Source organism: Bremerella cremea (assembly GCF_003335505.1).
Taxonomy (GTDB): domain Bacteria; phylum Planctomycetota; class Planctomycetia; order Pirellulales; family Pirellulaceae; genus Bremerella; species Bremerella cremea_A.
Map to the genome: position 1 here is coordinate 1 of NZ_QPEX01000019.1, position 25,348 is coordinate 25,348.

General features: G+C 52.6%; 20 protein-coding genes and 1 rRNA gene. 10 read left to right on the forward strand and 11 right to left on the reverse strand.

All coding sequences use genetic code 11. The features are described from left to right. The first annotated feature begins 135 nt into the window (after positions 1 to 135). From rrf to DTL42_RS10250, 3 genes are all read left to right on the forward strand, one after another. Positions 136 to 244: ribosomal RNA gene (gene rrf / locus DTL42_RS10240) — 5S ribosomal RNA — on the forward strand. A 184-nt stretch (positions 245 to 428) separates the two neighbouring features. Continuing rightward, positions 429 to 767: a hypothetical protein gene (locus tag DTL42_RS10245; protein WP_147274233.1), complete on the forward strand. Its 339-nt coding sequence runs from the start codon at positions 429 to 431 to the stop codon at positions 765 to 767. A 25-nt stretch (positions 768 to 792) separates the two neighbouring features. Beyond that, positions 793 to 3,030, forward strand: a complete 2,238-nt coding sequence (locus DTL42_RS10250) for a type ISP restriction/modification enzyme (protein WP_114368637.1) — start codon at positions 793 to 795, stop codon at positions 3,028 to 3,030. On the opposite strand, the gene acs is transcribed toward DTL42_RS10250, so the two are convergent. The 3 genes from acs to DTL42_RS10265 all read right to left on the reverse strand — a co-directional run bounded on the left by acs (position 3,027) and on the right by DTL42_RS10265 (position 7,309). Then, a complete protein-coding gene (gene acs, locus DTL42_RS10255) occupies positions 3,027 to 4,982 on the reverse strand; it encodes an acetate--CoA ligase (RefSeq protein ID WP_114368638.1) in 1,956 nt (651 codons plus the stop codon). The two genes, DTL42_RS10250 and acs, sit on opposite strands and share 4 nt — an antisense overlap. A 116-nt stretch (positions 4,983 to 5,098) precedes the next feature. After that, positions 5,099 to 6,367: a DUF6807 family protein gene (locus DTL42_RS10260; RefSeq protein ID WP_114368639.1), complete on the reverse strand. Its 1,269-nt coding sequence runs from the start codon at positions 6,365 to 6,367 to the stop codon at positions 5,099 to 5,101. 141 nt (positions 6,368 to 6,508) lie between these two features. Beyond that, positions 6,509 to 7,309, reverse strand: coding sequence for a polyprenol monophosphomannose synthase (locus tag DTL42_RS10265; protein WP_234824156.1), 801 nt, complete (start codon positions 7,307 to 7,309; stop codon positions 6,509 to 6,511). Between the two features lie 118 nt (positions 7,310 to 7,427). Here DTL42_RS10265 and DTL42_RS10270 point away from each other — a divergent pair, with 118 nt between their 5' ends. Continuing rightward, on the forward strand, positions 7,428 to 8,708 hold the full coding sequence (locus DTL42_RS10270; RefSeq protein ID WP_158545311.1) for an MFS transporter: 1,281 nt from the start codon (positions 7,428 to 7,430) through the stop codon (positions 8,706 to 8,708). Here DTL42_RS10270 and DTL42_RS10275 read toward each other — a convergent pair. The 4 genes from DTL42_RS10275 to DTL42_RS10290 all read right to left on the reverse strand — a co-directional run bounded on the left by DTL42_RS10275 (position 8,705) and on the right by DTL42_RS10290 (position 14,209). Continuing rightward, positions 8,705 to 9,649: an SDR family oxidoreductase gene (locus tag DTL42_RS10275; protein ID WP_114368641.1), complete on the reverse strand. Its 945-nt coding sequence runs from the start codon at positions 9,647 to 9,649 to the stop codon at positions 8,705 to 8,707. The two genes, DTL42_RS10270 and DTL42_RS10275, sit on opposite strands and share 4 nt — an antisense overlap. A gap of 75 nt (positions 9,650 to 9,724) precedes the next feature. Further along, positions 9,725 to 11,287 (reverse strand): hypothetical protein, encoded by a 1,563-nt coding sequence (locus DTL42_RS10280; RefSeq protein WP_114368642.1) that lies wholly within the window; start codon positions 11,285 to 11,287, stop codon positions 9,725 to 9,727. 9 nt (positions 11,288 to 11,296) lie between these two features. After that, positions 11,297 to 12,685 (reverse strand): ExeA family protein, encoded by a 1,389-nt coding sequence (locus tag DTL42_RS10285; RefSeq protein ID WP_158545312.1) that lies wholly within the window; start codon positions 12,683 to 12,685, stop codon positions 11,297 to 11,299. Between the two features lie 132 nt (positions 12,686 to 12,817). Continuing rightward, positions 12,818 to 14,209 carry a hypothetical protein gene (locus DTL42_RS10290; protein WP_147274234.1) on the reverse strand — a complete coding sequence of 464 codons (1,392 nt, stop codon included), beginning with the start codon at positions 14,207 to 14,209 and terminating at the stop codon, positions 12,818 to 12,820. Positions 14,210 to 14,362: 153 nt separating this feature from the next. Here DTL42_RS10290 and DTL42_RS10295 point away from each other — a divergent pair, with 153 nt between their 5' ends. The 3 genes from DTL42_RS10295 (at position 14,363) to DTL42_RS10305 (ending at position 18,039) form a co-directional block, all read left to right on the forward strand. Beyond that, positions 14,363 to 15,037, forward strand: a complete 675-nt coding sequence (locus DTL42_RS10295) for a phosphoribosylanthranilate isomerase (protein ID WP_114368645.1) — start codon at positions 14,363 to 14,365, stop codon at positions 15,035 to 15,037. 247 nt (positions 15,038 to 15,284) lie between these two features. Next, positions 15,285 to 16,613: an adenosylhomocysteinase gene (ahcY, locus tag DTL42_RS10300; protein WP_114368646.1), complete on the forward strand. Its 1,329-nt coding sequence runs from the start codon at positions 15,285 to 15,287 to the stop codon at positions 16,611 to 16,613. 85 nt (positions 16,614 to 16,698) lie between these two features. Beyond that, the gene (locus DTL42_RS10305) at positions 16,699 to 18,039 is read left to right on the forward strand and encodes a DUF1015 family protein (protein ID WP_114368647.1); all 1,341 of its coding nucleotides are present in this window, start codon (positions 16,699 to 16,701) and stop codon (positions 18,037 to 18,039) included. Here DTL42_RS10305 and DTL42_RS10310 read toward each other — a convergent pair. After that, positions 18,032 to 18,433 (reverse strand): hypothetical protein, encoded by a 402-nt coding sequence (locus tag DTL42_RS10310; RefSeq protein ID WP_147274235.1) that lies wholly within the window; start codon positions 18,431 to 18,433, stop codon positions 18,032 to 18,034. The two genes, DTL42_RS10305 and DTL42_RS10310, sit on opposite strands and share 8 nt — an antisense overlap. Positions 18,434 to 18,684: 251 nt before the next feature. Between DTL42_RS10310 and DTL42_RS10315 the strand changes: the two genes are divergently transcribed. The 3 genes from DTL42_RS10315 (at position 18,685) to DTL42_RS10325 (ending at position 21,256) form a co-directional block, all read left to right on the forward strand. Then, entirely contained in the window at positions 18,685 to 19,218 is a 534-nt protein-coding gene (locus tag DTL42_RS10315) for a hypothetical protein (protein WP_147274236.1), read from the forward strand. Positions 19,219 to 19,536: 318 nt separating this feature from the next. Further along, positions 19,537 to 20,283, forward strand: a complete 747-nt coding sequence (locus DTL42_RS10320; protein ID WP_114368650.1) for a ParA family protein — start codon at positions 19,537 to 19,539, stop codon at positions 20,281 to 20,283. Further along, the gene (locus tag DTL42_RS10325) at positions 20,276 to 21,256 is read left to right on the forward strand and encodes a ParB/RepB/Spo0J family partition protein (protein ID WP_114368651.1); all 981 of its coding nucleotides are present in this window, start codon (positions 20,276 to 20,278) and stop codon (positions 21,254 to 21,256) included. The genes DTL42_RS10320 and DTL42_RS10325 overlap by 8 nt, the downstream gene beginning before the upstream one ends. Positions 21,257 to 21,386: 130 nt before the next feature. Here the strand turns inward: DTL42_RS10325 and DTL42_RS10330 are convergent, their stop codons facing one another. From DTL42_RS10330 to DTL42_RS10340, 3 genes are all read right to left on the reverse strand, one after another. Next, a complete protein-coding gene (locus DTL42_RS10330) occupies positions 21,387 to 22,631 on the reverse strand; it encodes a methyl-accepting chemotaxis protein (protein WP_114368652.1) in 1,245 nt (414 codons plus the stop codon). Between the two features lie 12 nt (positions 22,632 to 22,643). Then, positions 22,644 to 23,180 (reverse strand): PAS domain-containing protein, encoded by a 537-nt coding sequence (locus DTL42_RS10335; RefSeq protein WP_114368653.1) that lies wholly within the window; start codon positions 23,178 to 23,180, stop codon positions 22,644 to 22,646. A gap of 416 nt (positions 23,181 to 23,596) precedes the next feature. After that, entirely contained in the window at positions 23,597 to 25,171 is a 1,575-nt protein-coding gene (locus DTL42_RS10340) for a S10 family peptidase (protein WP_199590117.1), read from the reverse strand. Between the last annotated feature and the right edge of the window lie 177 nt (positions 25,172 to 25,348).

Consider the following 25,348-nt stretch of genomic DNA (forward strand, 5'->3'; position numbering starts at 1 on the left):
GCTGTGAACAACAGCCTGAATAACGAGTAACGATTCAAGATTCTCGAAAATCGTCAGCTTTGTGCGACACACACAAGATAAAATCTACCAACTCAAATTGAGCTTCGTGAGGCCCTCACGTCTCACGAAGTTCCTTCCGGTGACCATATGGTTGTGGAAACACCTGTTCCCATTCCGAACACAGCAGTTAAGCACAACCAGCCGATGATAGTGCCCACCAGTGCGAAAGTAGGTATCGCCGGATTCATTTATACAAAACAAGCCCCAGCTTATCCAAGCGGGGCTTTTTTGTTGCGCTGTTGGTTAGTAAAACGGGGACAGTGCATTTCCCCAATTCTCGATCCCGGTAACTTGCCTTGGCTAACTCCTCATCCTTTTTTCGATCTTCGCACCGGCATTTGCGTCGCGGTGCTGTCTCTCCCTTACTTTTGGCGACGGCTGCCGTTGGTGGATTGTTGGTTGTTAGCTGCTTAGTCTGTGCTGGTATCACCTACATCGGCATCAATTACCAAGTCGATTCTGCAATCAAAGAAAAGTTTGCAGACAACGCCATCGTCAAAGAGCATCTTGGCGAAATTCAATCGGCCAAGATCAATGCAGACGAGAGCTCTATCCTTCAACAGAAGGAAGCATTCAAGAAATACATCATCTATGATGTCCACGGCAGCAAAGGTGATGGCCAACTGATCATTCAACAGGGTGAGCAGGATGGTATTGTGGGTGACAAAGGATTTCTTCGTTTGGGCGAAAATGACTTTGATCTTTAGTTTTGTACGCAGAACGATCTAAAACGTGAGCATCAGCTCGAATGCCTATCGCTACGAATTAGAACTCGCCCGTCTTTCTCCTCGGCAGCGGCGTGCTCGTGGTGTTTTCTATACGCCTTGGGAAGTGGCAACTGCTGTTGTTCGGGAAATTGACCGTCGGCTAAAGGTCGATTTCAATTTACCACTTGGCCTGGCGGACTCTACCCCTTGGCGCATGTGGCCAGGTTATCGGCAACTCTCCCAGGAAATCCGACCTTCTCGTCCTATTGTCCGTATTCTAGAACCGTCGGCTGGATCGGGCATTTTTATCGTTGCAGCGCTCAATCAAATCTATGGGAACCTTTCCCAAGGCGAGACGCCCACTACGCTCAATCGAAAGTGGCAATCGTTTGTAGAGGAGGATTTGCCCGGGCGATTCCACGGCGTTGAATTGCTTCCCGATGCAATTCCGGCGGCTCGAGACACGATTGGTCAATTTTTTGAAGCCACTGGTCTAGCTGCCGATGCTTCGCAAGCGATTACATTGCATTGCGGTAACGCCTTAGAGCCAAAAATCCATGCTGAAATCGGATCTCCAGCGACTGTCATTCTGGGGAATCCTCCCTACGCAGCGGCATCAACCAATACGAGCCAATGGATCAGGCAACTTCTACGTGGCAAAGTCGACGGCCAGCAACACTACCGAAACTATTTTGAGGCGGATGGTCAGCCTCTCAACGAGCGTAAACTTTGGCTGCATGATGACTACGTCAAGTTTCTCCGCGTTTCCCAATGGCATCTCGAACGCGCCGGGCTCGGCGTGATCGGCTTAGTCACCAACCATGGCTTTTTCGACAACGTCACTTTCCGCGGTCTTCGGTTTCAGTTACTCGATTGTTTTGATCGCATTGCTGTTCTCGATCTCAATGGTAATTCCAAGAAACGAGGTACAAGCTCTCGCCTGGCCCGTGATGAAAGTGTGTTTGATATTGGTCAGGGAGTTGCCCTCTCTGTCTTGACCAAGTCGCCAGAAGTACTGCCGAAAACGGTTCGTTATGGTGAATTGTGGGGAGGACGGGATCGAAAGCTTAAACAGCTTGCCGCGAAAAGTTGGGACGAGCTGACGCCCCAACACCTCACCCCTGCTCCTCCCCATTACTTTTTGGTCCCACGCGGACTAGATGTTTCGCACGAATATCAGCAAGGAATTTCGGTTACCGAACTCATTCCTCAAAGCACTTCAACGATTGTTACCGCTCGCGATGCCATTGTGATCGATACAGACCGAGGGCGTCTTCTCGCACGCATTGCAGAGTTTCGAGATTCTACGATTGATAGCGGCGTTCTGCGGGCCAAGTATTTTCCTCGCCCGCGTAGTGGAAAATATCCCCCTGGAGATACCCGAGGCTGGCAGTTAGGCCAGGCCCGGGAAGCCCTGCGGAAAGATCCGGCTTGGCAAGATCGAATCACCGAATGCTCTTATCGGCCGTTCGATCGGCGTTGGATCTACTGGTCGCCCGACATGATCGACTGGCCGCGCGGAAAAGCTATGCAGGCAATGCAAAACCCTGACGCGTTGGCCCTGGTCGTGCGACGTCAAATGCCGCCCGATCGCCCATGTAATTTTTTCTTCGTAACCGATGCGTTAACCGTTGATGGAATTCTGAGAAGCGATAATCGTGGAAATGAAACCCTGCTCCCCATGATCATTGACGGGCAGGAGAATCTACAGCGAGAACTCTTGCCGAACTATTTGCAAGAAACCTGCGTTCGCCAAATCTTTGCTTACTTGTACGCCCTGTTTCATGCTGCCGAGTATCGTACTTATTTTGCCGAGTCGCTGCGGGTGGATTACCCTCGCGTCTTCTTTCCTCCTACGCAAACAACGTTTGCCAAGCTTGCTCAATGCGGCGAATCGCTGCTCACAATTCATTTAAGGCGTCCTCAACTGCCGGAACAGCAGATAGCAGCCGCGACTTATTCGGTGGCCGCTGGATATCCGAAGTGGCAGGAGGGCGACGTATGGGTGAATCGCCAGACCCGCTTAACGAAGGTTGACTCAGCCGCCTGGCTTTATCACATTGGCAGCCACCAAGTTCTTAGAAAGTGGCTCAAAGATCGCAAACACGCCACTTTGTCCGCGGAAGAGGTGAGCAATTACTTAGGCATTGTCGCAGCCATTGGTGAAACCCAATCGGTCATGCAGAAGGTCGATGAGACCATAAAAAAGCTCGGTGGACTACACCGAGCTTTGGGAATTGAAACCGCTATTCCAGCGAGTTAGTCATTATCTCGAAGCTTGGCCAGCACCGAGTAATCTTCCAGTGTGGTCGTATCGCCCACTTCCTCTTTGCCAGATGCAATGTCACGCAACAGACGTCGCATAATTTTACCGCTACGGGTTTTGGGCAAGATCGAAGTAAAGCGAATATCGTCCGGCACTGCCAAAGCACCGATCTCTTTACGAACGTGTTGCTTGAGAATCTCGCGGGCTTCTTCGCTGGCTTCGGTGTCTTTCAGCGTTACGAAAGCAGCAATCGCTTCTCCCTTAATGTCGTGCGGGCGTCCCACGACGGCAGCTTCGGCGACCAAAGGATGCGATACCAAGGCACTCTCGACTTCGATCGTACTGAGCCGGTGACCAGCCACGTTGATCACGTCGTCAATTCGGCCCATGATCCAATAGTAGCCATCTTCATCACAGCGGGCATTATCCCCTGCCAGATATTTCCCTGGTACACGCGACCAGTAGGTTGCCTCGAAGCGTTCGCGATCTCCCCAAACACCTCGCAGCATGCCTGGCCATGGCTGTGTAATCGTCAGCATACCACCTTGGTTCTTGCCGACTTCCTCTAAGGAAGAGTCATAGATTCCCGGCACAATTCCGAACAAAGGACGGGTGCAGCTTCCAGGCTTGGTGGCGATCGCCCCCGGAAGTGGCGACATCATGATGCCGCCTGTTTCGGTTTGCCACCATGTATCCACAATCGGACAACGCTCGCCGCCGATCTTTTTGTGGTACCACATCCAAGCTTCAGGATTGATCCCCTCGCCAACCGTCCCTAGCAATCGAAGGCTCGACAGGTCATGTTTGTCGACCCACTGATCTCCCCACTTGATGAAAGCGCGGATCGCAGTGGGAGCGGTATACATAATGGTGACTTTGTATTTCTCGATGATTTCCCAGAAGCGACCTTCATCCGGAAAATTTGGAGCGCCTTCGTACATCACGCAAGTTGCCCCAGCCGAGAATGGACCATAGACAACATAGCTGTGTCCCGTAATCCAACCGCAGTCAGCCGTGCACCAATAGATGTCGTCGTCGCGATGATCGAAGACCCATTCAAAGGATTTCTTGGCGTACAGGTTATAACCTGCGGTCGTATGCAGAATCCCTTTTGGTTTGCCCGTGGAACCGCTCGTGTAAAGAATAAATAGCGGCGTCTCACTATCGAGCGGGGTCGCTTCGCGCTCGGCGGAAGCGTCTGCCATCAGTTCGTGCCACCAGAGATCACGCTCGGGTTTCATCTCGATTTCGTTACCGACCCGCTTGAGCACGACGCACTTTTCAATCGTTTCCGATTTTTCGAGTGCTTCGTCGACGATTGCTTTTAGGTGCAGTTCTTTCCCGCGGCGCCAGCCTGCATCGGCAGTCACAATCACCTTGGCCTGGGCATCGTTATTGCGATCGGCAATCGACTCTGCCGAGAAGCCCGCGAAAATCACCGAGTGAATCGCACCAATCCGTGCGCAAGCCAACATAGCGATGGCAAGCTCTGGAACCATGGGCATGTACAAAGAAACTCGATCGCCCGTTTCTACGCCTAGCCCGGCAAGCACATTGGCAAACTTGCAAACTTCAACGTGCAGTTCTTTGTATGTCAACGTTCGCTGATCGCCTGGCTCTCCTTCCCACAAGATCGCAGTCTTGTCTGCGGTTGGTGTTCCCAAGTGGCGATCGAGGCAGTTGTAACTGACATTTGTTTTGCCACCGACAAACCACTTGGCATCGGGGCAATTCCACTCGAGAACTTGATTGTAGGGCTCGAACCAATGCAGTTCTTCTTTGGCGAACTTATCCCAAAAGGCGGGGATATCCGCTTTAGCTTCGTTCCAGATCTTCTCGTACTCTTCAACCGATTTAACCCGGGCCTTCGATGCAAATTCTGGACTCGGCGGAAAGAGCCGCGACTCGTGCATCACGTTATCAATTTGCCCGGTTTTCCCATCCGACATGAAACGCACATCCTAAAAGGGTTATTAATGATGGAGTGTTTACCGTTGAGGTGAAACGGCGATTTTAGGGAGGGTGAACCAAGGTGTCAACGAAGGAAAGCCTCCCCTCTGATCAGCTAAGAATTGGTGTTCATCTCGACGGTGACTTTAGGCGGGTCGACAAAATCGTCGCGTAACTGCTGAACCTGAGCGACATCGAGCTCCCCCGGTTCAAGCCACAAGCGATAATGCAAATCAAGAGGTTCTTCCTTCGAAACGTGCGTCGCGAAATAGGAACCAAAACGGCCATAGTCACGCTCACTAAAGCGAGCAGGCTTGGGATTTTCAGGAGAATCTAAATAACAGCATGTGTAGCGTTGGTCGAAGGCCACAAAACTGAGGGCGTTAAATTCGAGATCGACGTGATTCTTATCCCCTGGCCAATTGCGAAACTTGCCAGGAACTCCCTTCCCATCTGGTCGCACGTAGTAGGTTTGCTTGGCCGTCTTGTCAGGCACATGCTGCGTGGCACGATACTGAAAACCAGCGTGTTGAGGATCGCCATCTAGCTTGAGATTGTCGGCTTTGGCCGCCAATTGTGAAGCGAAATCAATTACCTGAGCCCCCTCGACATGGTACACAGAGATCTCGCGCAACTCCGTTGCAAAGGTATTGCCGTCTTGTCCATTCCAATCAATTTGAACGATCTGTCGAGCAAAGACCGGACCGACTTCTTCGCGGACAAATTCTTCGTGAGTCTGACTTTCGTTCTTGTGACAATGCCAGACATCCGCCGACATTTTCTGTCCATCTTGCTCGTAACTGATTCGATTGAATCCGTAAAAAATACCACGATGATGCTGAAACAAGCCACCGGGGCCTTTGGTTAGCAGATGCTCGCCTTGGGGATCATACAAGTGATGATAGACCTTCATCGTCTCGTGGCGTCGATCTTCGCTGCTGGTGTCGACCGCTTCGTACATGTACCGCATAACCGGGCGATCACCGTACAAAAGGTCTTTGTATTTTCCGGCTTCATCTTGGAAACGAAAACCGACAAGCTGATCGGCATCCTCAACCAACGAAACGGTAAAGTCTCGTAAAGGGCCAACGGCATTCTTGGGAATTACAAAATGAACTTCACGCGACAAAGGATCTTCGAAATGTCGTCCAAGACCTGGCTTAGTTATTTGAGCGATGATCGGTTCGATTCCCTCGGCGGAAAGCTGCACGACTTTCACTTCCGCGAACGCTGCTGGGACCGTCACATCCACCTTCAACGGTAATGCGCGGTGCCGTTCTCCTTGTTCAGCAACTTTCAGCTGAAACGACTCAGCCGCTTGCAGCCAAGAGCAACTGAGCAGGCCAATGATAAGTGCGAATATGGTGGGACGAGCCAGAAGCATGCAGGCTTCCTTTCGATAATGGTGGGCGAGGCCGAAGCCAACTGAGCACCTCCATCATAAGCCCGTAAAGAGACACAAACCACTAGTGACTCGTTCTGCGGGAGAATTTGCCTTAAAACGGCTAAGCCCCCCTTACGAGTGCTAGAACGGGCGCCAAACCTTGAGACCGAGCCGAAAGATTGTGACGACGGCGATCATCGCCTTCTGTAAGCTTATTTTAGAAGCCCCATGTTGACGTTCCACAAAGGTGAACGGCACTTCCACAAAATAAGCCCCTTCTTGTTTGAGGTGATACAGGATCTCCTCGAAAAAAGAGTAGCCTTGGCTTAGGAAGGACTCGAAATCAATTTTCTTGAGCAGCTTCACCGGGTAAGCCCGAAACGATCCGCTGCAGTCGGCCATTGGCAACCAAAGAAGCCAGCGCGTGTAAAGGTTAATGGCTCGGCTCATGAGGTGGCGTTTCCACGGCCAACCTTTGATTCCTCCTCCGCGGATATAGCGCGAGCCGATCACCACGGTTGTCGCGGGATCGTTTTCTTCATACGCCTCCAAGATTTCTGGAATCATCTCAGGAGGATGGCTGAGGTCTGCATCGAGGTTAATCATCACCTCGTAATTATGCTTCACCGCATATTGCATGGCGGCGATGATCGCCGAACCAAGTCCTGGTTTGCCACGCCGGTGGAGGCAATGAATGCGCGGATTTACCTTGGCTTCCTGCTGGCACCAATCGCCGGTTCCGTCGGGGGAACCGTCATCGATCACCAGCAAATCGACGTTTGGCAAGGTGTCCGCCAGGCGTTCTACGAAGATCGGTAGGTTATCGATCTCGTTGTACGTCGCCACGGCCACCAGCACACGGCCATTCTTAGCGGAGAAATAGCCCTCGTTGTCGGTTTGATTACGGCGAATCGGTTCGGTTTTGTCAGCGATTTTATTCATTGGCTACTAAAAATATCGGCCCCTGATGGGGCTTTGGCAAGGGGCAGGAGACGCCCTTGGGTATCGCGCGTATACTTCAATCCTAACTGCTACGCCCACAAATCCGAGATGGAGTGTCATGAATTCTGCCGTCGGCGCGTCCCCAGAGACGTTGAGCGAGCCGCAAATCGCTTACGGTCGCGAGTTTTGGCTGGCTTATTTTGCCCACACGGCACTGATTGTCTGCAACAGTTCACTCTTTCGGTATTTTGATTTCGTCTCCTTCCTGGGTGGGGATGAATACGATTTGGGAATGATTACCGGCTTTGGCATGGGCGGCGCCGTTCTGGCCCGATTCGCGCAGGGAACACTGATTGATCGGGTTGGGCCGCGTGTTGTCTGGTTGGGTTCTCTTGTCCTCTTAATTGTTGCTCTATTAGGACACTTTTGGGTTACCACGATCGACAGCCCACTCATTTATGGGTTGCGATTGTGCTACATGGTCGGCTTGGCTGGAGCATTTGGGGCTTCGATAACTTCCATTTCCCTAAAAGCACCCAAAGGGCGGGGCACCGAGTTGATAGGAGTGCTTGGCTCCTCCGGTTTCATTGGTCTCGGAATCGGACCGGTACTTGGGGATTATATTTTTGCTGAAAACACCCCGCTCGAAACCAAAGTTCATCTGATGTTCCTCGTCGCCATGACCGCAGGTGGGGTTGCCTTTGTGCTGACACTTTTAGCCACCTGGAAAGAACGTCCACGTCCTGCGGGACATCATCCGTCGCTTGTAAAGCTGATTCGCCAATATCATCCTGGCTGGATGCTGGTCATGGCGTTTGCGATGGGGATGGGGGTGATCTTTCCCCAGATCTTCCTTCGTGGTTATGCCAAAGAAGTTGGCATCGCGAATATTGGATCGTTCTTTTTGGTGTATGCGATAACCGCATTTACGTTTCGGCTGATGACTCGGCGCCTACCGGAACAAATCGGCGTCAAGAAGACCGCCACCATCGGAATTCTGACGATGGCTGCCAGTCTTGTGATGTATATGGTTGTTCACAATCCATGGCTGTTACCCATTCCTGCGTTCCTCTGTGGAGTCGCCCATGCATTGCTTTTCCCAGCGATCATTGGCGGAGGAAGCATCGCCTTTCCCAAGAAATATCGTGGGACCGGCACCAACTTAATGTTAGTACTGGTCGATAGTGGTGGCTTAGTGGGGCAGCCCCTAATCGGAGCGATGATCGCTGGCTGCCGCGTTTTGGACTGGCCCGCCTATCCACTTACGTTTATTTCGATGGGCTGCTTCCTAAGCACGATTGCTCTGCTGAACCAACGCTTTGCGAAACCGATTATTGCTCAGGAAGATGAACTCCACGAAGTAGAAGAACGTTCGCTGTGTGCCAACGAAAACCTTTAAGAACGCTGCAGAGCTAGTTGGCGGTAATACTCAACGGACTGTTTTAAACCTTCTTCAAAATCGACTTCGATCTCGTATTGCAGCAGTTGTGTCGCCAACGTGTTGTCGGCCATGCTGTCTCGCACATCGCCAGCCCGCGGCGGATCGTGCTTGGGCTGGATATCTGTCCCCAGTTGCTCGTTGAGTAGTTTCAGCAGTGTGAGCAGGGACGTGCTTTTACCGTTGGCGACATTGATAATCCGCCCAGCCACATCCTCTGCAGTTGCTGCGGCAAGGTTCGCATTGACGATATTTTTGACGTAAGTGAAGTCACGCGACTGATTGCCGTCGCCATAGACAACCGGCTGCTTACCCTGCAAAAGGAGTGTCAAGAAGATCGGGATGACAGCGGAGTAGGGGCTATCTGGATCTTGGCGTGGGCCAAACACATTAAAATAACGCAGGCCTACCGTTTCTAGGCCGTATGTATGATAGAACGCCTGGCAGTAATATTCCCCGGCTAACTTGGCAACGGCATACGGCGAAAGGGGAGCAGGCAAATCGGTTTCTCGTTTGGCGAGAAACGGCTGATCGCCATAAGCACTGCTCGAAGCCGCATAGACCACACGTTTGACGTTTGCCTTGCGAGCTTCATTCAAAACGTTGAGCGTGCCGGTAACGCAGTGCAGATTGGTATCGAGCGGGCGTTCCACGCTCAGAGGCACAGAAGCTAACGCAGCCTGATGAAAAACATACTCCACGCCTGATAAAGCAGAAGACAATTGTTGGGCATCGGTGATGCAGCCCTCAACAAATGTCGCGTTTTCATGCTGAGCGATATTCTCTTGCCGACCGGTGCTCAAGTTATCGTAGATAACGACCTGGTCACCTCGCGTTAACAAGGCATCGACAATGTGAGAACCAATAAAACCGGCACCACCGGTAACTAGATTTTTGGCCATGGCGTTTCGCTTCGCAGGTTAATGAGCAGAGGAGCCGATATCGAGGAATGCCTCTGAGGCTGCTAAGTATACCACTTATTTTCGGGCATTCGTGGCAATAAGTCCGGTTGGTTCCACTCCGATTTGCATATAGCAATCGACGGCGGCCTGAACCTCTTCCGCTGAGACTTGGCCAAGCGTGGCTTGCAGGTAGGTCTTCATGGCAACTTGAGCGAGCAACCAAGAAGCAGAAAGATCAGGCCCCTCACCAGCAATCAGGACCATCGGATAGGTCTTGATGATTTCAACGAGCTGCTCGCTCAGGGAGGTAAAATCGGCCTCACCAGCCGTCAATGTAAAAGACGACTTTCCCGCAGGTATGAATGCGATTCCGGTGTCTGGGTGGCGGTAGGTTCCATCTTGCCGGTAGGTTTCTCGTCGTACGAATTCGAACAGACCAGGACTAGCTGAAAGGCCTAGTTGCGTTGTCAGTTCTTTCTTTCGAAGCGTACCATCGATTACCAAGACATCGCAGGCATGCTGAGAGAGCCAAGCGGCTAATCCCAATACGAGGTTGCTGGTTGTTTGCCCTGGCAAACAGGTACCGAAATAAATAACAGCGGGATCGCTGATGTGCTGAAAATCGATAGCTCCGAAAATCACCTGGGCGAGTTCGTCAAACTCTTTCGCAGTCGGTGGGTTATTCAACGAAGCGATTGCCTGCCGAATGGCCGTCGCATTCGGAATCGTCTTCTCCGCTTCTCGACTACGGCTATGCGAGCGAAAGAGTTCCCCGGCACCACTTCTTCGCCTAGTCGGCTCCGTGGTTTGTTCCCGGCTTTCACTCTTGGTGGGCAGAACAGCAGACTGACGGACTTGTTTTTCGATATGCGCAATCCGGCGAGCAAATTCTTCCTGCTGGCGAGCAATTTGCTTTTGCAGTTCAACGTGCATTGCCGCAAGCTTGGCTTCATTATCGCCAAGTGATTGATCGTCTTGCTTGGCTGCGGCTTGGCCCTGCTCCCCCATCCACTTTTCAATCTCAGCCAGACGCTGCAAGAACACTTCTTGTTCACGGACCATTTGCTGGCGAAGATCGTTCTGAAACTCGCGAAGTTCAGCTTCGCTGGCAATCTCTGGAATCGCTGGCAAAGGACGCTCGGCATGTTCCTGCATTTGCCGTTCGAGTTCGCCCAGCCGCTGCACGAACTCTTCTTGCTGGCGACTCAATTGCTGACGAAGCTCCGCTTCAATCGCCTTTGCCGATCGTTCGTGGACTTGCAAAGCTTGTTGCAGAAGAACGATCTCTTCTCCGTGACGTTGCTCGTTCGACTCTAGCTTATCCCGAACCTGTAACATCTCCTGGGCAACTGTGTCCCGCTGTTTTAGGACACTTGCTAGTTGCTGGGCAAGCTTCTTGACGAGTTCATCTTTTTCAGCCGCAAGCGCTGGCGAAGGATGCCTATCTTCCTCCGCCATTACCATTGTTTGAGCCGGAACCGTCACCTCTTCACGCTCGGCCTGGTCTGACGAAAGAAAAGCACTGTGTTCGTGCGGAAAGGACATCTCCGCCGAAACGTCTTCCACTTCCGGTGACTTTTCATGCGTCACCGGTTCCAGAGCTTGAAGGCCTTGCAGTGCTTTGAGGAAACGCGCCATGACAGCTGGTTATGCTTGCTCCCGTCGCAATTGCGAGAACAACTGACGATAAGTACGTCGCTGCGGGGCTGGCATCTTGGGATGCTGCGGAATGTCGTCTTGGGTTTCAATCACGATGATGTCGCGATCATCCGTATCCGAGAAACCGGTGGAGGTTGTCGAGTAATCACGCGTTACGACCAGTCTTTCGGAGTTCCCATATTCTGGCTCAACGACATCGACGTCGGTATGCGAATCGGCTGATCCGCCAACTAAAAACGCAGCGATCTCGGAATCGCGGGGGCTAACGACCCGCTGAATTCCAGTGACTTGCCGATCGCCCAGCGAGGCAAACCGGTCGATAATGATCTCTTCCTTAGCGAACGGCTCGGCAAAAGGGTTGGCGGCGTTCTGGAAGACCATTTCGACTTCTGGCTCTTCTTTCAGCTCTGGCACGAACTCTTCTTCGAGTTGATCGGCCGCTGATGATGGTCGATCCTCGAAACGGACGACCGAAGGATAGTCACTAGTCCCCTCTTCCAACGAGCCGAATTCAATCATCGAATCGGTGGCATGGGCGGCATCCGTTCTGATTTGACGCTTGGGCGAAGGCAACCGCTGTAGATCAGCCCAAGCCTCTTCCATACTGTCGTTATCAAGCGTACGCAAACCACCGAGCGACGCCAACAACAACGCATGGTCGCAAAGCTGATTGATTACCCGAGGTACGCCCTGGCTGCGGGCAAAGATGACTTCGATGGCTGACTCATCGAACACCGGGCGTTTTACCCCTGCTTGCTGCATTTGCTGACGAATGTATTGTGCCGCTTCGGAAGCCCCTAAAGGCTGCAAATAAGCGCGGGCTCCGATTCGCTGGTTGAATGAAGCCAGGTAAGGACTCGACAATCGTTCTTCGAGAGTCTGATTCCCTAGTAAGACAACCGAAATTTGCGATCGGTCTTTGTGGGTGAAATTGGTCAGCAGGCGTAATTCTTCTAACAAGCGAATAGGTAGCATGTCGGCTTCGTCAACCAGAAGCACAATTCCCAACACGCGTCGGCTATCCAACCGCTCGACATACTCGGCGAGCTGAATTCGAAACTCTCCCTCTTCCATTCCTCGATGAGGCAAACTCAGCTCATAGGCGATCGCTTGCAGCAAAGCCCGACGAGATCCGCAATGCCCGCTGTTGAGCCGCACAACTTCAAATTGCCCTTCCAGCTCTTCTTGCAAACGCATAGCGAGTGTCGACTTGCCTAGACCAGGCGTGGCGAACAGGGCAGCGATTCCTTCATCGCGCCGCACACAACGCAAAATGGTCTCGATAGCCTCGGCATGAGAAGTCGATTCCTGATATCCGATCAATGACGGAACGCTAGGAAAGGGGCGATGCGACAAACCAAAAAAATCTTCGTACATGGTCATCCGTGTCCCGGGGAAGGCTGAGATCCGCTTCCATGCGGTTGGCTAGTTTCTAATTAGTCCGTTGTGCTTTCTTTGCATCGGCATTTTAGGACGCAATTCTCCATGCCGACGCGGGGGAACCGGCATCTACTGCGATGCTGGGAAAAGAATGCGCAATGACTGGCGTACAACGCCTAAAGGATCATCACTCAATAGATCCCACAGTTCTGGCTGAGACTGGGCTGCTAGCACCACAAGTCCCAAAATTCCAATTACGATCAGTTCGGCAGCTCGGGTCAACAAAAAGGAAAACGGCCCTGCCAGCGAAGTCCCATTGGGAGTACTGCCCGAAGAACCTGTCATCGTCATTGTCGCAATCACCGGCACCATCGTTGCCGATGCCAACTTTCCCAAAGAATGAATCACAACCGGTCGGCTGGCACTCCATGCAAGCTGATAGGCAATCAATCCGAAAAAGATCATCCATCCGCTAAGAACCAACAGAGCTCCCATTTTCCAAACGCCACCAACCGGTGTCACTCTCGCCACATCGCCAGGCGTTTGCACGTGGATGCCCTGGATAAACCCCAGGGCTTGCTCGGTATCTTGCTTACGGTGTTCGAGTGAAACCAACCGTGACTGCAATTCCTGGCGTTGCTTTTCAAGATCGGCAATTTTCAATTGCCGTTCAGCCGCAAAGGCCCCGATTGGTTCGTCCTTGGCATTGCTTACCTTCTTGGCCGGGAACATCAGCTTAGGTGTCGAAGCCAATTCCTTTTCGAGGGCTGCAATCTTATCGTTTTGGTCAATCACTAATGGATGACGCTCCGTGCGTGTGATTAGCAGCTGCTGCAAAGCTTGGCGAGCTTCTTTCAAATCAGCGGAAAGCGTCGCCCACTCCGGCGAGATTTCTGGCTGGGCGGCTTCCTTCGTTTTGGTGGTCGCTGGCGAGGTAACCGTTAGGTGATATTTTTGCAGATCTCCGTCAACCTGTTTGAGCTCGGCTTGAGTGGACTGCACCTCTTGCGTGTACGCTACGGTGATCGCGGAAGACTTCTGCTCTTTCCAAGCCTTGAATTTTCCTTGAAAGTCCTGCAGATACTGCGACATGACCTCGGTACAACTGGCGCGAGTTGATGCAAAGAAACGAAAGTGGATCGTAACCTTACCACCTACTCGACTAGGGTCGATCTCTAGTCGTCGCCGAAATAGCTCGATCGCATCTTGGTTTGTCTTAGCGCCCAGCTCCTGCATTAATTCAGGATGCTGATCTAAATAGGCTGCGAATTTGCGATCGTCTGTCGTTTCTTTCAGTATTTCCTCTACCACCTGCTGCAGGTGAGCATGCGCTTTCGTTTCGGCTGAATCCGAAATAACGACCGCTGTACCATCAGCCACGTACCCTGCTTGATCAGTCCGACACCAAGGCAAGCCAGCGCACGCCACCGCCAGCACCACAATGGCCGCGCGATACCAGACTCGCAGTCCGCCCTGCTGCGACTCGGGAGGTGTATAGTAGGAATGGATAGACGAAGCCAAAGAGTTACCCTCAGGCTGGAAGGCTGTAATATATAAGGAAGAGGAAAAGGCGTCCTTCTCCTCGCTTCATTCACTATCTTCCATGCATCGGTTACTTTGAGCAAAATGTTCCGTTTCGTCTGGCGGGTAACGAATATATGGACTCCGTAAACCATGCCTGTGCCTGAGATGTTCCGCGTCAAGATTTGCGGCCTGACCGACTTCGAGAACGCTATTGCCGTCGCGCATAGCGGCGCCGATGCGATTGGCCTGAACTTCTACTCAGGAAGCAAACGTAGAGTCGAACCGGCAACGGCAGAGAAAATCGCCAATTCGGTCCGAGGAGAAGTTCAAATCGTGGGGCTTTTCGTCAATGCGACTCACGACGAAATCATGCAGACTCAACGACGAGTTGGTTTTGACTGGATCCAACTACACGGCGACGAAAGTCGGGAGTTCGCTGAGACCATTCATAACGAGCTCGATATTCCTATCTTAGCCGCCAGCCGTGGCACCCTTCTTCGGTGGGGCACCTCAGGCGAAGGATTCCAGCCACAAGCGGTTCTGATGGATGCCGCTGTAGCAGGCGAATTCGGGGGGACCGGTCAACAAACCGACTGGCAATTGGCTGCCACTTGGCGGAGCCAGCCACAATTAACCCGATTTGTCTTAGCAGGCGGCCTAACCCCAGAAAACGTGGCGGAAGCGATTCGCATGGTCCAGCCTTCGGCGATTGATGTCGCTGGCGGTGTGGAAATTAGCGGCAAACCGGGCATTAAAGACATGGGCAGAGTCGAAGCTTTGGTTTCGGCCGCACAATCAGCTTTTGCCAGAATCGAATCCTCTTAAAGGGGATTTAGTGGCAGATTTTTCTTATATTGCTGTTCGGTTCAATGAATCCACGGCTGATACCTAAAGTTTCCAGTTAACCTGACCCCCTCATCCCGGGTTTGCTTCTGCGTGCCAGCACCGTATCATAGCAGATTAGTTGCGGCGCAATTTTGTGCGTTTTTCTCGATTCGATCGCGGTCTCACTCGATTCAAATCCTCGGCCGAATCTGTTTAGCACCCTTCCCAATACAAGGTGGAATCCATAGTGTCCCAAGTCGAAAAGCTTCCGTACAAGGTTAAGGACATCTCCCTCGCCAAACGCGGGCGTCAGGAAATCAACCTAGCTGAAGTCGAAATGCCCGGCTTGATGGCCCTCCGCGAGAAATATCGCGACGAAAAGCCACTCGCCGGAGCACGCATCGCTGGCTGTCTCCACATGACCATCCAAACGGCCGTGCTGATCGAAACGCTGGTCGAACTGGGTGCTGAAGTTACCTGGAGCAGCTGTAACATCTTCTCCACTCAAGATCACGCTGCCGCCGCCATGGCGGAAGCGGGGATTCCCGTCTATGCCTGGAAAGGGATGACGGAAGAAGAATTCAATTGGTGCATCGAACAGACCATCTTCTTCCCCAGTGGCGAACCGCTGAACCTGATCCTAGATGACGGTGGTGACCTGACCGAGATGGTCCACAGCAAGTTCCCGGAACTGCTGGAAGGCATCAAGGGTCTTTCCGAAGAAACCACCACCGGCGTGCATCGCTTGTATCAGATGCACCAAAAGGGTGAACTGAAAACCCCAGCAATCAACGTCAACGACTCGGTCACCAAGAGCAAGTTCGACAACTTGTACGGCTGCCGCGAATCGCTGGCCGACGGTATCAAGCGTGCCACCGACGTCATGGTTGCTGGCAAGATCGTCGTCGTGGCCGGTTACGGCGATGTCGGCAAAGGCTGTGCTCAGTCGATGCGTGGTTTCGGTGCTCGCGTGATTATCACCGAAATCGACCCGATCATCGCCCTGCAAGCCGCGATGGAAGGTTACGAAGTCACCACGATGGAAGATGCCTGCGATCGTGCTGACATCTTTGTCACGACGACCGGTAACCGCGACATCATCACCGGCGAACACATGAAGCGGATGAAGAACGACGCGATTGTGTGCAACATCGGTCACTTCGATCTCGAAATCGACATGGCTTGGCTCAACGGGCAAAAGGACGTCACCCGCGAGAGCATCAAGCCTAGCTCGCAGGAAGGCGGCCCGGTCGATCGTTTCACGTTCGCCGATGGTCACAGCATTTTGATCCTGGCGGAAGGTCGCTTGGTAAACTTGGGTTGTGCCACCGGTCACCCATCGTTCGTGATGTCGGCTTCGTTCACCAACCAGGTTCTAGCTCAGCTCGAACTCTGGAAGAACGCGGAAGCCTACCCGCTTGGTGTTCACGTTCTGCCGAAGAGCCTGGACGAAGAAGTGGCTCGCCTTCACCTGGACAAGCTGGGCGTGAAGTTGACCAAGATGACCCAGAAGCAATCCGACTACTTTGGATTCCCGGTCGACGGCCCGTTCAAGCCAGATCACTACCGCTACTAATCTTGGTCTGACAAATCGATAAAATAAAAGGACTCGCTACCATGCGAGTCCTTTTTTATTGCCTGAAAAGAACTAGAAAGCCCCCATGCCCGAAATTCGAGCTATCCACGGACTCCGTTACGACCTTGGTCATATTGGTTCGCTGGCAGAAGTCATCTCGCCTCCGTCCGCCGGTATTTCGCCAGAGCAGCTCGACAAACTCTACCAACGTCATCCGGCCAATGTTGTTCGGGTACTCACCAATCGGGAAGAGCCAGGCGACGACAACGGCAACAATCGTTTCACGCGGGCAGCGCGATTTTTGACCAATTGGGAGCGGCAAGGAGTTTTGCAAAAAGAACCAGATCCTGCGATCTACGTCTATCACCAGCAATTTCAGTTCCAGGGCGAAACCGTTACCCGCCGTGGCTTCTTCGCAGGGGCACTCCTGCCGACCGATGATCGAAAAGAAGACTACGACAACATGATGTCGTCGCTCGATCCCAAGAATGGTCATCTCGACTTCTTGGGGATTAAGACCAATCCGCTAGATGTCTTGCAACTACTCCGCGCCACGCATACCAATGTAGAACCGGCGGTTGGCATCTATGCCGACCCCAAACAAAAAGTTCAGCAGATCTTGCAAAACGCCGTGGCAACCATGACGCCCCTGATCGCCAAGGATGAATGCGGCGTGACGCATCGCTTGTGTCCAGTAACCGATCACATGGTGATTGGCGAGGTTCGCGAAGCCATGGCCCACTGCCCTGCCCGCTATACAAACGATCTTCCCCAGGCAATTGCTCAATTGTACCGGCATGAGTTGAAGCAGGTCTCCGACTTACCATCGCATCATCCTGCCCAGTGCGCCCTGACGGCATTCTTCGAGCTAGGCGAACCAGGCTTCACTTGTCGCACCCAGCTACCTCTGTACGTTAACGCACCGCAGATATCGAGCGACCAGTTGATCGAAAAACTAGGATCCCATTTCGATGCGATCCCCTACGATCAAGGAGTCGAAGCGGGAGCGAAGTTGTGGGAAGAGTTGGTTGAAATGTCAGGGCCCGGCAACTTCGGCCTCTACTGCGCCCAGGATGATCAATGGGTGATTGCCTCGCTCACGGAGGAAGGCATCCTCCAAATGGACGAACACTTTTCGGACCGGCCAGCAGCTTGGCGTTATTTAGACAGTTCGATTCTCGAATGGCTGGTCATGCTTGAACTCTTAGAGACGGCAGAACCTCGGAGTACCCATGTCGAGGATGTCGACTCGCTACTGTTACGAATCCGTTCAGAGGATTTCCCCGAATACACGATGGCTGCCCTCGTTTTGCCAACCGATCCCAAACAGCTTGAGCCCTTGTGGCAGGCCGGCAATCCAATCCAAGAGAAGCTGTTGACCGATCCTCAGCCAGTTTGCGGCCTGGTGTTCAACCCTCTTAAGTAATTGGTTTGTCGCTGGCTACCTCCTGGGCGGACTTGTTCAGGCGGACAATTTTCCAAGTCACAATGGCAACGACACCGGCAATGTACGTCAACACACCTCCAATCAGGCCGTACAGATAACCTCCCATCACATCCCATGCACTTACATCGCCTGGCATGGTTGCCTTGGCATAGGCGACTATCGCCTCGGCAATCACAAACATGGCGAACACTCCCAGGCCGCCAAGGGGAATCAACTGGAGAAAAGCAACGACCATCGTTCCCCATTGATCCAGGGCATCGCTTGGACCGGTGAGAAGACGGCGACGGCAATCGACGTAGGAATTGATCAGGCCTGGTAAAACGATCAATAGTCCGACCACCATCCCTAACACGGGCGTCAGCCAGCCGAGCACGAAACATCCTACAGCCAGAAAAATGGTGCAGATCCAGTACACCTGCCAAGTCCCATGGTCATCGAAAGTAGCTTTCTTTATTCGCGGCGATTCAAAAGGGTTCTCGTTATGCATTATCCGTCTCGATACATGATGGCCAACTTAGCTGATTCTAGTTGAAGCTCCCAACATGTTTCACGTGAAACGGTGCTGCCTCGTCTAAAAAAAGAATTCGCCGTGACTTTACTGGTTTTGTAAACTAGGTGTTTCACGTGAAACATAACCTCCCTGGGCTTCCGATGCAGGTCACACAGCCACCCTCGCTGTTACGGGCAACTCAAACCTACACCGGTATCTTGGCAATCGGTATCGCTTGGCTGATTTACGAGGCTGTTGCCAAACGCAGTGAACTTGCCTGGGTAGGCTGCTTTGTATTGCTTGGCCTGGTTGCCCTACAGCAATCCGGAACCTTTGGCAGGAACCAATTCGCTACGATACTTTCCGGGGCCGTTCAGTTTGCCGTTGCGATGATGGGCGGGCTCGTTCTATGTGTAAGTATCTTGTTTCTGTTCGTCTGGCTGCCAGCCACGGTTCTAGTGGTCGGCTCACTGATCGTTGTTTCCCTCTTCTATTGGATGGCCTGGCAGAATTGGATCTGGTTGCAACAGCTTCGTGGAATTCATGAAACTCAACTCAGCATGCCACGGACGCTGACCATCTATCAGTTGATGATCGTGACGGCCGCCGTCGCCGCAATTTGTGGTTTGGCCAGCCTGGTGCAACTCGGTCTGCAAGAAGGTCACTGACATCCGCTGACCTGAAGCCTGTTGAAGCCATCGGTGGCCCCTCAGCATTCTAGGATTGGCCAACTCTCGTCCCCTGCCAGGTTCTCTGGAGTCAGCGAAGCAAGGTCTACTCCTCTGCCCAGGCACCTCCTGAACGGAAACGCACACGGGATGAAAATGTCAAAATAGGTGTTTCACGTGAAACAAGTTGGATTAAAGCGAATGTTTCACGTGAAACATGGCTGTCAAAAGCCAAAGTGCCGTTTCCTTGTTTTTGGGTTCGCGGCTAAAATCCGCCCCTCGAAAAAGGATTTTCGATCATCATCGCACTGAGGCACCATGGCTCGCATCCTATGTATCGCCAACCAAAAGGGAGGCGTCGGCAAGACCACCACGGCCATTAACCTGGCCGCCGGTTTGGCCATGGCCGAGATGCGCACGCTGCTGGTTGACCTTGACCCTCAGTGCAATGCCACAACCGGGATTGGCCTTCAGCCGACCGACCGGCACCCGTTGGTCTCGGACCGGCCACTGGCCGAGTCTATTCTCGAAACAGCGACCGAGAACTTATTCCTGGTTCCCGGTAGTCGCAGCTTCGAGGATGTCGAACGATTGGCCGGGGGAGAGAAGTCGACCTCTGCGGTTCTGCAAGGGCATCTCGAATCTGGGATGAACCAGTACGACTATGTCCTGATTGATTGCCCGCCATCTGTGGGCGCGATCACGCAGACAGCCTTAGCTGCCTCTACCGAAGTGCTCATGCCGATCCAGGCTGAGTACTTTGCCATGGAAGGTCTCACGCAGATGATCCGTGTGATTCGCGATGTCATGCGACGCCCGCCTGGCAAGCTCGAGTTCGGTGGCATCGTATTAACCATGTACGATCCAACCCTCGAACTAACTCATGAAGTCGAACAAGAGGTCCGTGAGTTCTTCGGGGATATTGTTTTCGATACGGTGGTCCCGCGCGACCACTGGGTTTCCGAGGCACCCAGCTTCGGGCAATCAGTAATTACCCACGCACCTCGCAGTCGCGGGGCACGTGCTCATATGGAATTATGCATGGAGGTTTTAGATCGTGACTAGACAAAAGCGATTGGGGCGTGGTTTGGCAGCCTTGTTGGGTGATCCCACCGATCAGGCAGCCGAAGTGGAATTGCGAGAAGAAGGTGCGGAGACCGTTCCGTTCCAACCTCGTCTGGTTGAATCGGACTTCACCGAAGAAGCCATCCATAAGACCGATTCCTCACGGATCGCACTCGATCAGATCGATCGCAATCCCTACCAACCTCGACACAACTTCGATGATGCCGAGATCGCTTCGCTGGCCGAAAGCCTGAAGCAGCACGATATCCTCCAACCGATTGTCGTGCGTCAAATTGGTGATCGCTTTCAGCTGATCAGTGGTGAACGCCGGTTGCGAGCCGCTGGTCTGGCTGGCTGGGACTCGATTCCTGCTTTGGTGCGTGAAGCCGATGATCGCCTGGTTGCGGAACTGGCCATCGTAGAAAATCTGCAACGTCAGGATCTCAATCCCCTCGAAAAAGCGATTAGCTTCCAGCGTTACCTAGAACAGCACAACGCCACCCAAGGGGAACTTGCCGACCGGATTAAAGTCGATCGCAGCACGATCGCCAACTTGGTTCGTCTGCTCGACCTACCTGACGCAGTGAAGTCATCCGTTCATAGTGGTGAACTTTCCCAGGGACACGCCCGGGCATTGTTGCCCCTGGGCGACGAAGCGATTCAATGCGAGTTTGCAACACGAATCATTCGCGACGGCTGGAGCGTTCGCTCAACCGAGCAAGCCGTGCAAGACTTCTTGAATGGAGAAGAGTCGCCCGAGAGTCCTGCCCCGGCCAAGAAGGGCGCACGAACCAAGTCGAAACAGGTGATCTCGCTCGAAGAGGATCTACGGATGGCACTTGGCACGAAGGTCGACATCAAGCAGGCGACCAAAGGAGGCAAGATCGTCATTCACTTTAAGAACGCCGATGAATTCGACCGCCTGAACGAATATTTGTTAGCCGATGCCGAAGCGGATCGTCGTGCCGCATAAGCACCGACCAGCCATTGCGAATCGAAGACAAACGGGAGCTTAAATAGCTCCCGTTTTTTTATATCGAGCAAACAGACGTTTGCATTCCTCAAGTCGTGTGTGCCCTATTGCACACCAACGCGTCACGCATTTAGACCTTGCGAATCGATGCCAGTAGCTCATCGACGCTACGCGAGAGGGTCGTTGAAACCTCTTGTAACTCCGCCGCTGCGGTGACGAGTCTTTCGGTCGACTCGCGTGTGTTGTCTGCTGCCTCGGTTGCCTGATTGATTGCAACGGTAACTTGTGCCGTTTCTGTAGCCGCTTCGTTTGCGTTTGCGCGAATCTCGGAAGTCGCTTCTGCTTGTTGCTGAATTAGGCGAAAGATACTCTTGCTTGTCTCGCTGATTTCCAAAGTCATCTCACCGCAAGCGGTAATCGCTTTCGCTGCTTTGGCAGACGAGTCTTGAACACTGCCAATTTCCTCTCGCGCGGCATTGGTTGCTTCACGGGTTTGTTCGGCTAGTTTGCGAACCTCACTGGCCACTGCGGCAAATCCGAGCCCGGCTTCTCCGGCGCGGGCAGCCTCGATCGCCGCATTCAAAGACAACACCTTTGTCAGTTTGGCGATCTCCGTAATCGTATCAACAACCGTTCCAATCCGATGCGACGAGTCCTTGAGGCCTGCGACAACCGTGTTTGCTTCCGACGACTCTATCACGGCCCTTTGGACGATCTCGTTTGCCTCAGCAACTTGCTCTTTGACCTGCCCGATACTCTCGGTCAACTGTTGGCTTGATTCATCAACCTGAATGACGATGGCACTTGTACGGTCAGCAGAACGAGAGGCGTTGTCAGCTTGGGAAGCCGTTTGTTGCGCCACCAAAGCGAGTTGCTCGCTGGTGTTATGAATTTCGTTCGCCGCTGCCGCAACAGATGTCGCAATCTCCTTGACGGTTGCTTCAAATTGATCGGCAATGTCCAGTCGGCGCGATTCCGCTTGGGACAGTTCCGCTGCGGAATGCTTCATTTCCGTAGTCGACTCATTGATAATCTGAGCGGCATGCTTGAAAGTGCCAACCATGCCTCGCAAGATCACCCGTCGAAAGAACTTGCCTTGGGCAGTAAAACCGAGAACAGCCTTGGCCTCACGGACGAACGCATCGGTATAGTCTAGTAACCCGTTGATGCCGAACATCAAGTCCCCTAAGTCACCATCGACGTCAACGTGCAAAAGACGTGCTTCGAGGTCGCCATGGGCAGCACGGTTGCAGACTTCGGTCGCCTGGGCAATCCAATGGTCGTAATTCTTGAGCCTTGCCTCGAGCTCTTGAACACGTGCTGCTAGCGACTTGCTCCCTGCTCCACTAGGAGTCTGCTTGGTGGTTAGCGTCATGTCTTCAGACTCCTACACGCACTGGACAAGTGAGAAAGCAAACTCGTCATATGACATCCCAACGGACTCAAGCAGGCGACCAAGTTCGCCTTCTGCGTCGTGCATGCCGGCTCGCCAGTCGGGGTTGGAATCTTCGATCTTCTTTAGCGAGGCGTAGATCGGAATGATTTGCTCAACGGCAGAACGATCAGGCACACGACGGCTTGAGTGATACCCGGTGATCTTTCCCGCCGCATCAAAACTAGGAGTCACATGAGCCAGAACCCAGTAGTGATCTCCATTCTTGCAAAGATTAACAACGAACGCGAAGACTTCATTGCCTGCGGAAATGTTGTCCCATAATAGTTTGAACACGCAATGAGGCATGTCGGGATGACGAATAATGTTGTGGGGTGCGCCGAGCAGTTCTTCCTCGGTGTACCCGGCGACATGAATGAACGTTTGATTGGCATAAGTGATGATGCCTTTCGGATCCGTTTTGCTGACGATGATTTCATCTTCGCCAAACGTTCGTTCGTGCCCGGTGAGACGGACATTCTTTTTGATCATCTCTGGTGTGCCCCTCGCTTGCTAAACGTCTGCAATGAAGACGCCGCGAACCGTTCCCCAAAATGCCTTCAAGGGGATGTTCAAGTATGGGAGTTACCAGTCCATACAGCTGCAATTCGTCGCCTCAAGCCGGCTGCGATTTCCCGCAGTCGATTATCTGTTTTCGCGCCAATCGTTATAACTGATGGCAAGACGGTGAGCTTCCGATAAAGCCCTTTAACCCGATAGACAAACGTTGCAATGACCTTCATGGCAAGATAAGAAAGAGACGCCTAAGCAAGGCGTTTGCTGCAGATACCAGATTCCCGCCAAACGAATTAACAGCGGGAATCTGGAGAAGCATGTTCTGCCGGAATCACTTGTTCTTTCTATCCGTTCACCATTAAACGAAAGCAAGGCAGTGCCCCGTGTTTTGCCTACTCGTATTTGGCAGGGGTTCCTTCGGGTGGCAATGCCTGCTGGATGAACTCCCGAATATCGTCATTGGCTTGACGTAAATCTTCGTTGCGAAGATACATCATGTGGCCGCCACGATATCCTTTAAAGCTCAAGCGATCTTTCATCTTGCCGCTAGGATCGAGGTGCCACATCGTGTACTTGGCGTTGAAGTAGGTCGTTGCCCCGTCGTAGTAACCAGACTGGATCATGACTTTTAAATAGGGATTCATCGCCATCGCTTGACGCAAGTCTTCTCCGGTTTGGTCCCCATCCCAATCCCAACGCCCCACGGGGCCAAACATGTTGTATTTTACGTCGGTCTTGAAATTCAGTTCGTTCGGAAAGTACCAATTGACGGCCGGGGTAAACGAGTGCAGCCAAGAGGCAAGCTCCGCATTAAAGTCCGGCGAGTCTCCAGCATCTTGACGATCGATGCCTTGATAGCGGGAATCAAGACGTCCAATCGTGCGACCTTCCTCACGCAACAACTCTTTCCAATAAAAACGGGTAGGCACATCGAGGTTGTATTGTCTGACAACATTCTCACTAAGTCCTGAATACTTTGCGAACCCTTGAATCGCTTCCTTCTTCGCTTCAGGGGTCGCCCAAGCACCACGGACCATCGTAGGAAGCAAGGTATCAATCGTAAACTTCTCGGCTTGTTCAAGGACCTCTGATAAATCTTGTTTCTGCAAGTCTTCTGGTAACTTCTTGTGGTACCAGGCGGTTGCAGCATAGTACGGCAATCGATTAGCAGCCTCCACGGCTCCGTCCCGCTCGATCCCTAATTCCGTTGGCGAAACCAAGATCACGCCATTGAGATACATCCACTGACTACCTTGCAGCTTGTACGCCAGGCCTGAAACGCGAGTAGTTCCGTAGCTCTCTCCAATCAGGAACTTGGGAGACTGCCAGCGATTGATGCGACTAACGAATGTATTGATCCACTCAGCGAGATAGGTCGCGTCTTGATTGACGCCAAAGAACTGCTTGGGATCGGCCTTCTCGTCAACAATTCGTGAATACCCCGTATTAACAGGATTCACATAAACGATATCTGCCACATCTAAAATGGTATACGGATTCTCGCGTACACCATACGGCTGAAGCGGATAGCCTTCTTCATCGATGTTCAGCATCCGAGGCCCTGTGTAGGCCAAGTGCATCCAAACAGAAGCCGAACCAGGTCCGCCGTTGAACGAAATCACGAGCGGGCGATGATCCGTTTGTTCGATATCGGTGCGACGATAATAAGTGTAAAAGAGCGTGGCCAGCGGCTTTCCATCTTCATCCCATACTGGCTGCGTTCCCGCTGTCGCCTCATAGGGAATCGTCTGACCGTTGACGGTTACTTCGTGCTGCGTGACGACGCTAGTCTCAATCGGAATCTTGCGGACGTAGTCCTGGGGATTGTCTCCCTTGGAATCGCTGACGGCCTTCTCAGTAGCCGCCTCCTCTGCACGGATGCTGCTAAGCGAGCCAAAAAACAAAACCACCAGAACTAACAGCGGGTAAACCATAACCGTCGACTTCGACGTACGAGCGAGTTGCATCAGTGGATGCTCCTTTAGACAGGCCAGTTCATTTCCAACCAATCATTATAATTGCGCAAATTCGCACGTCTCTACCATAAGCAAATTCTAACGGCGGGAGACGACGAACACCGCATTCGCCCCCTCTCATGGTGAACCGCAAGCGAACATTTACTATGCGACGAACTGTTTGGTGTT

Coding starts and splice junctions, on each gene's coding strand:
- DTL42_RS10265 (WP_234824156.1), bottom strand. CDS start 7,309: ATGAATAAAATCGCTGACAAAACCGAACCGATTCGCCGTAATCAAACC.
- DTL42_RS10335 (WP_114368653.1), bottom strand. CDS start 23,180: ATGATCAAAAAGAATGTCCGTCTCACCGGGCACGAACGAACGTTTGGC.
- DTL42_RS10340 (WP_199590117.1), bottom strand. CDS start 25,171: ATGCAACTCGCTCGTACGTCGAAGTCGACGGTTATGGTTTACCCGCTG.
- DTL42_RS10285 (WP_158545312.1), bottom strand. CDS start 12,685: ATGTACGAAGATTTTTTTGGTTTGTCGCATCGCCCCTTTCCTAGCGTT.
- DTL42_RS10260 (WP_114368639.1), bottom strand. CDS start 6,367: ATGCTTCTGGCTCGTCCCACCATATTCGCACTTATCATTGGCCTGCTC.
- DTL42_RS10330 (WP_114368652.1), bottom strand. CDS start 22,631: ATGACGCTAACCACCAAGCAGACTCCTAGTGGAGCAGGGAGCAAGTCG.
- DTL42_RS10295 (WP_114368645.1), top strand. CDS start 14,363: ATGCCTGTGCCTGAGATGTTCCGCGTCAAGATTTGCGGCCTGACCGAC.
- DTL42_RS10305 (WP_114368647.1), top strand. CDS start 16,699: ATGCCCGAAATTCGAGCTATCCACGGACTCCGTTACGACCTTGGTCAT.
- DTL42_RS10280 (WP_114368642.1), bottom strand. CDS start 11,287: ATGGCGCGTTTCCTCAAAGCACTGCAAGGCCTTCAAGCTCTGGAACCG.
- DTL42_RS10275 (WP_114368641.1), bottom strand. CDS start 9,649: ATGGCCAAAAATCTAGTTACCGGTGGTGCCGGTTTTATTGGTTCTCAC.
- DTL42_RS10320 (WP_114368650.1), top strand. CDS start 19,537: ATGGCTCGCATCCTATGTATCGCCAACCAAAAGGGAGGCGTCGGCAAG.
- acs (WP_114368638.1), bottom strand. CDS start 4,982: ATGTCGGATGGGAAAACCGGGCAAATTGATAACGTGATGCACGAGTCG.
- DTL42_RS10270 (WP_158545311.1), top strand. CDS start 7,428: ATGAATTCTGCCGTCGGCGCGTCCCCAGAGACGTTGAGCGAGCCGCAA.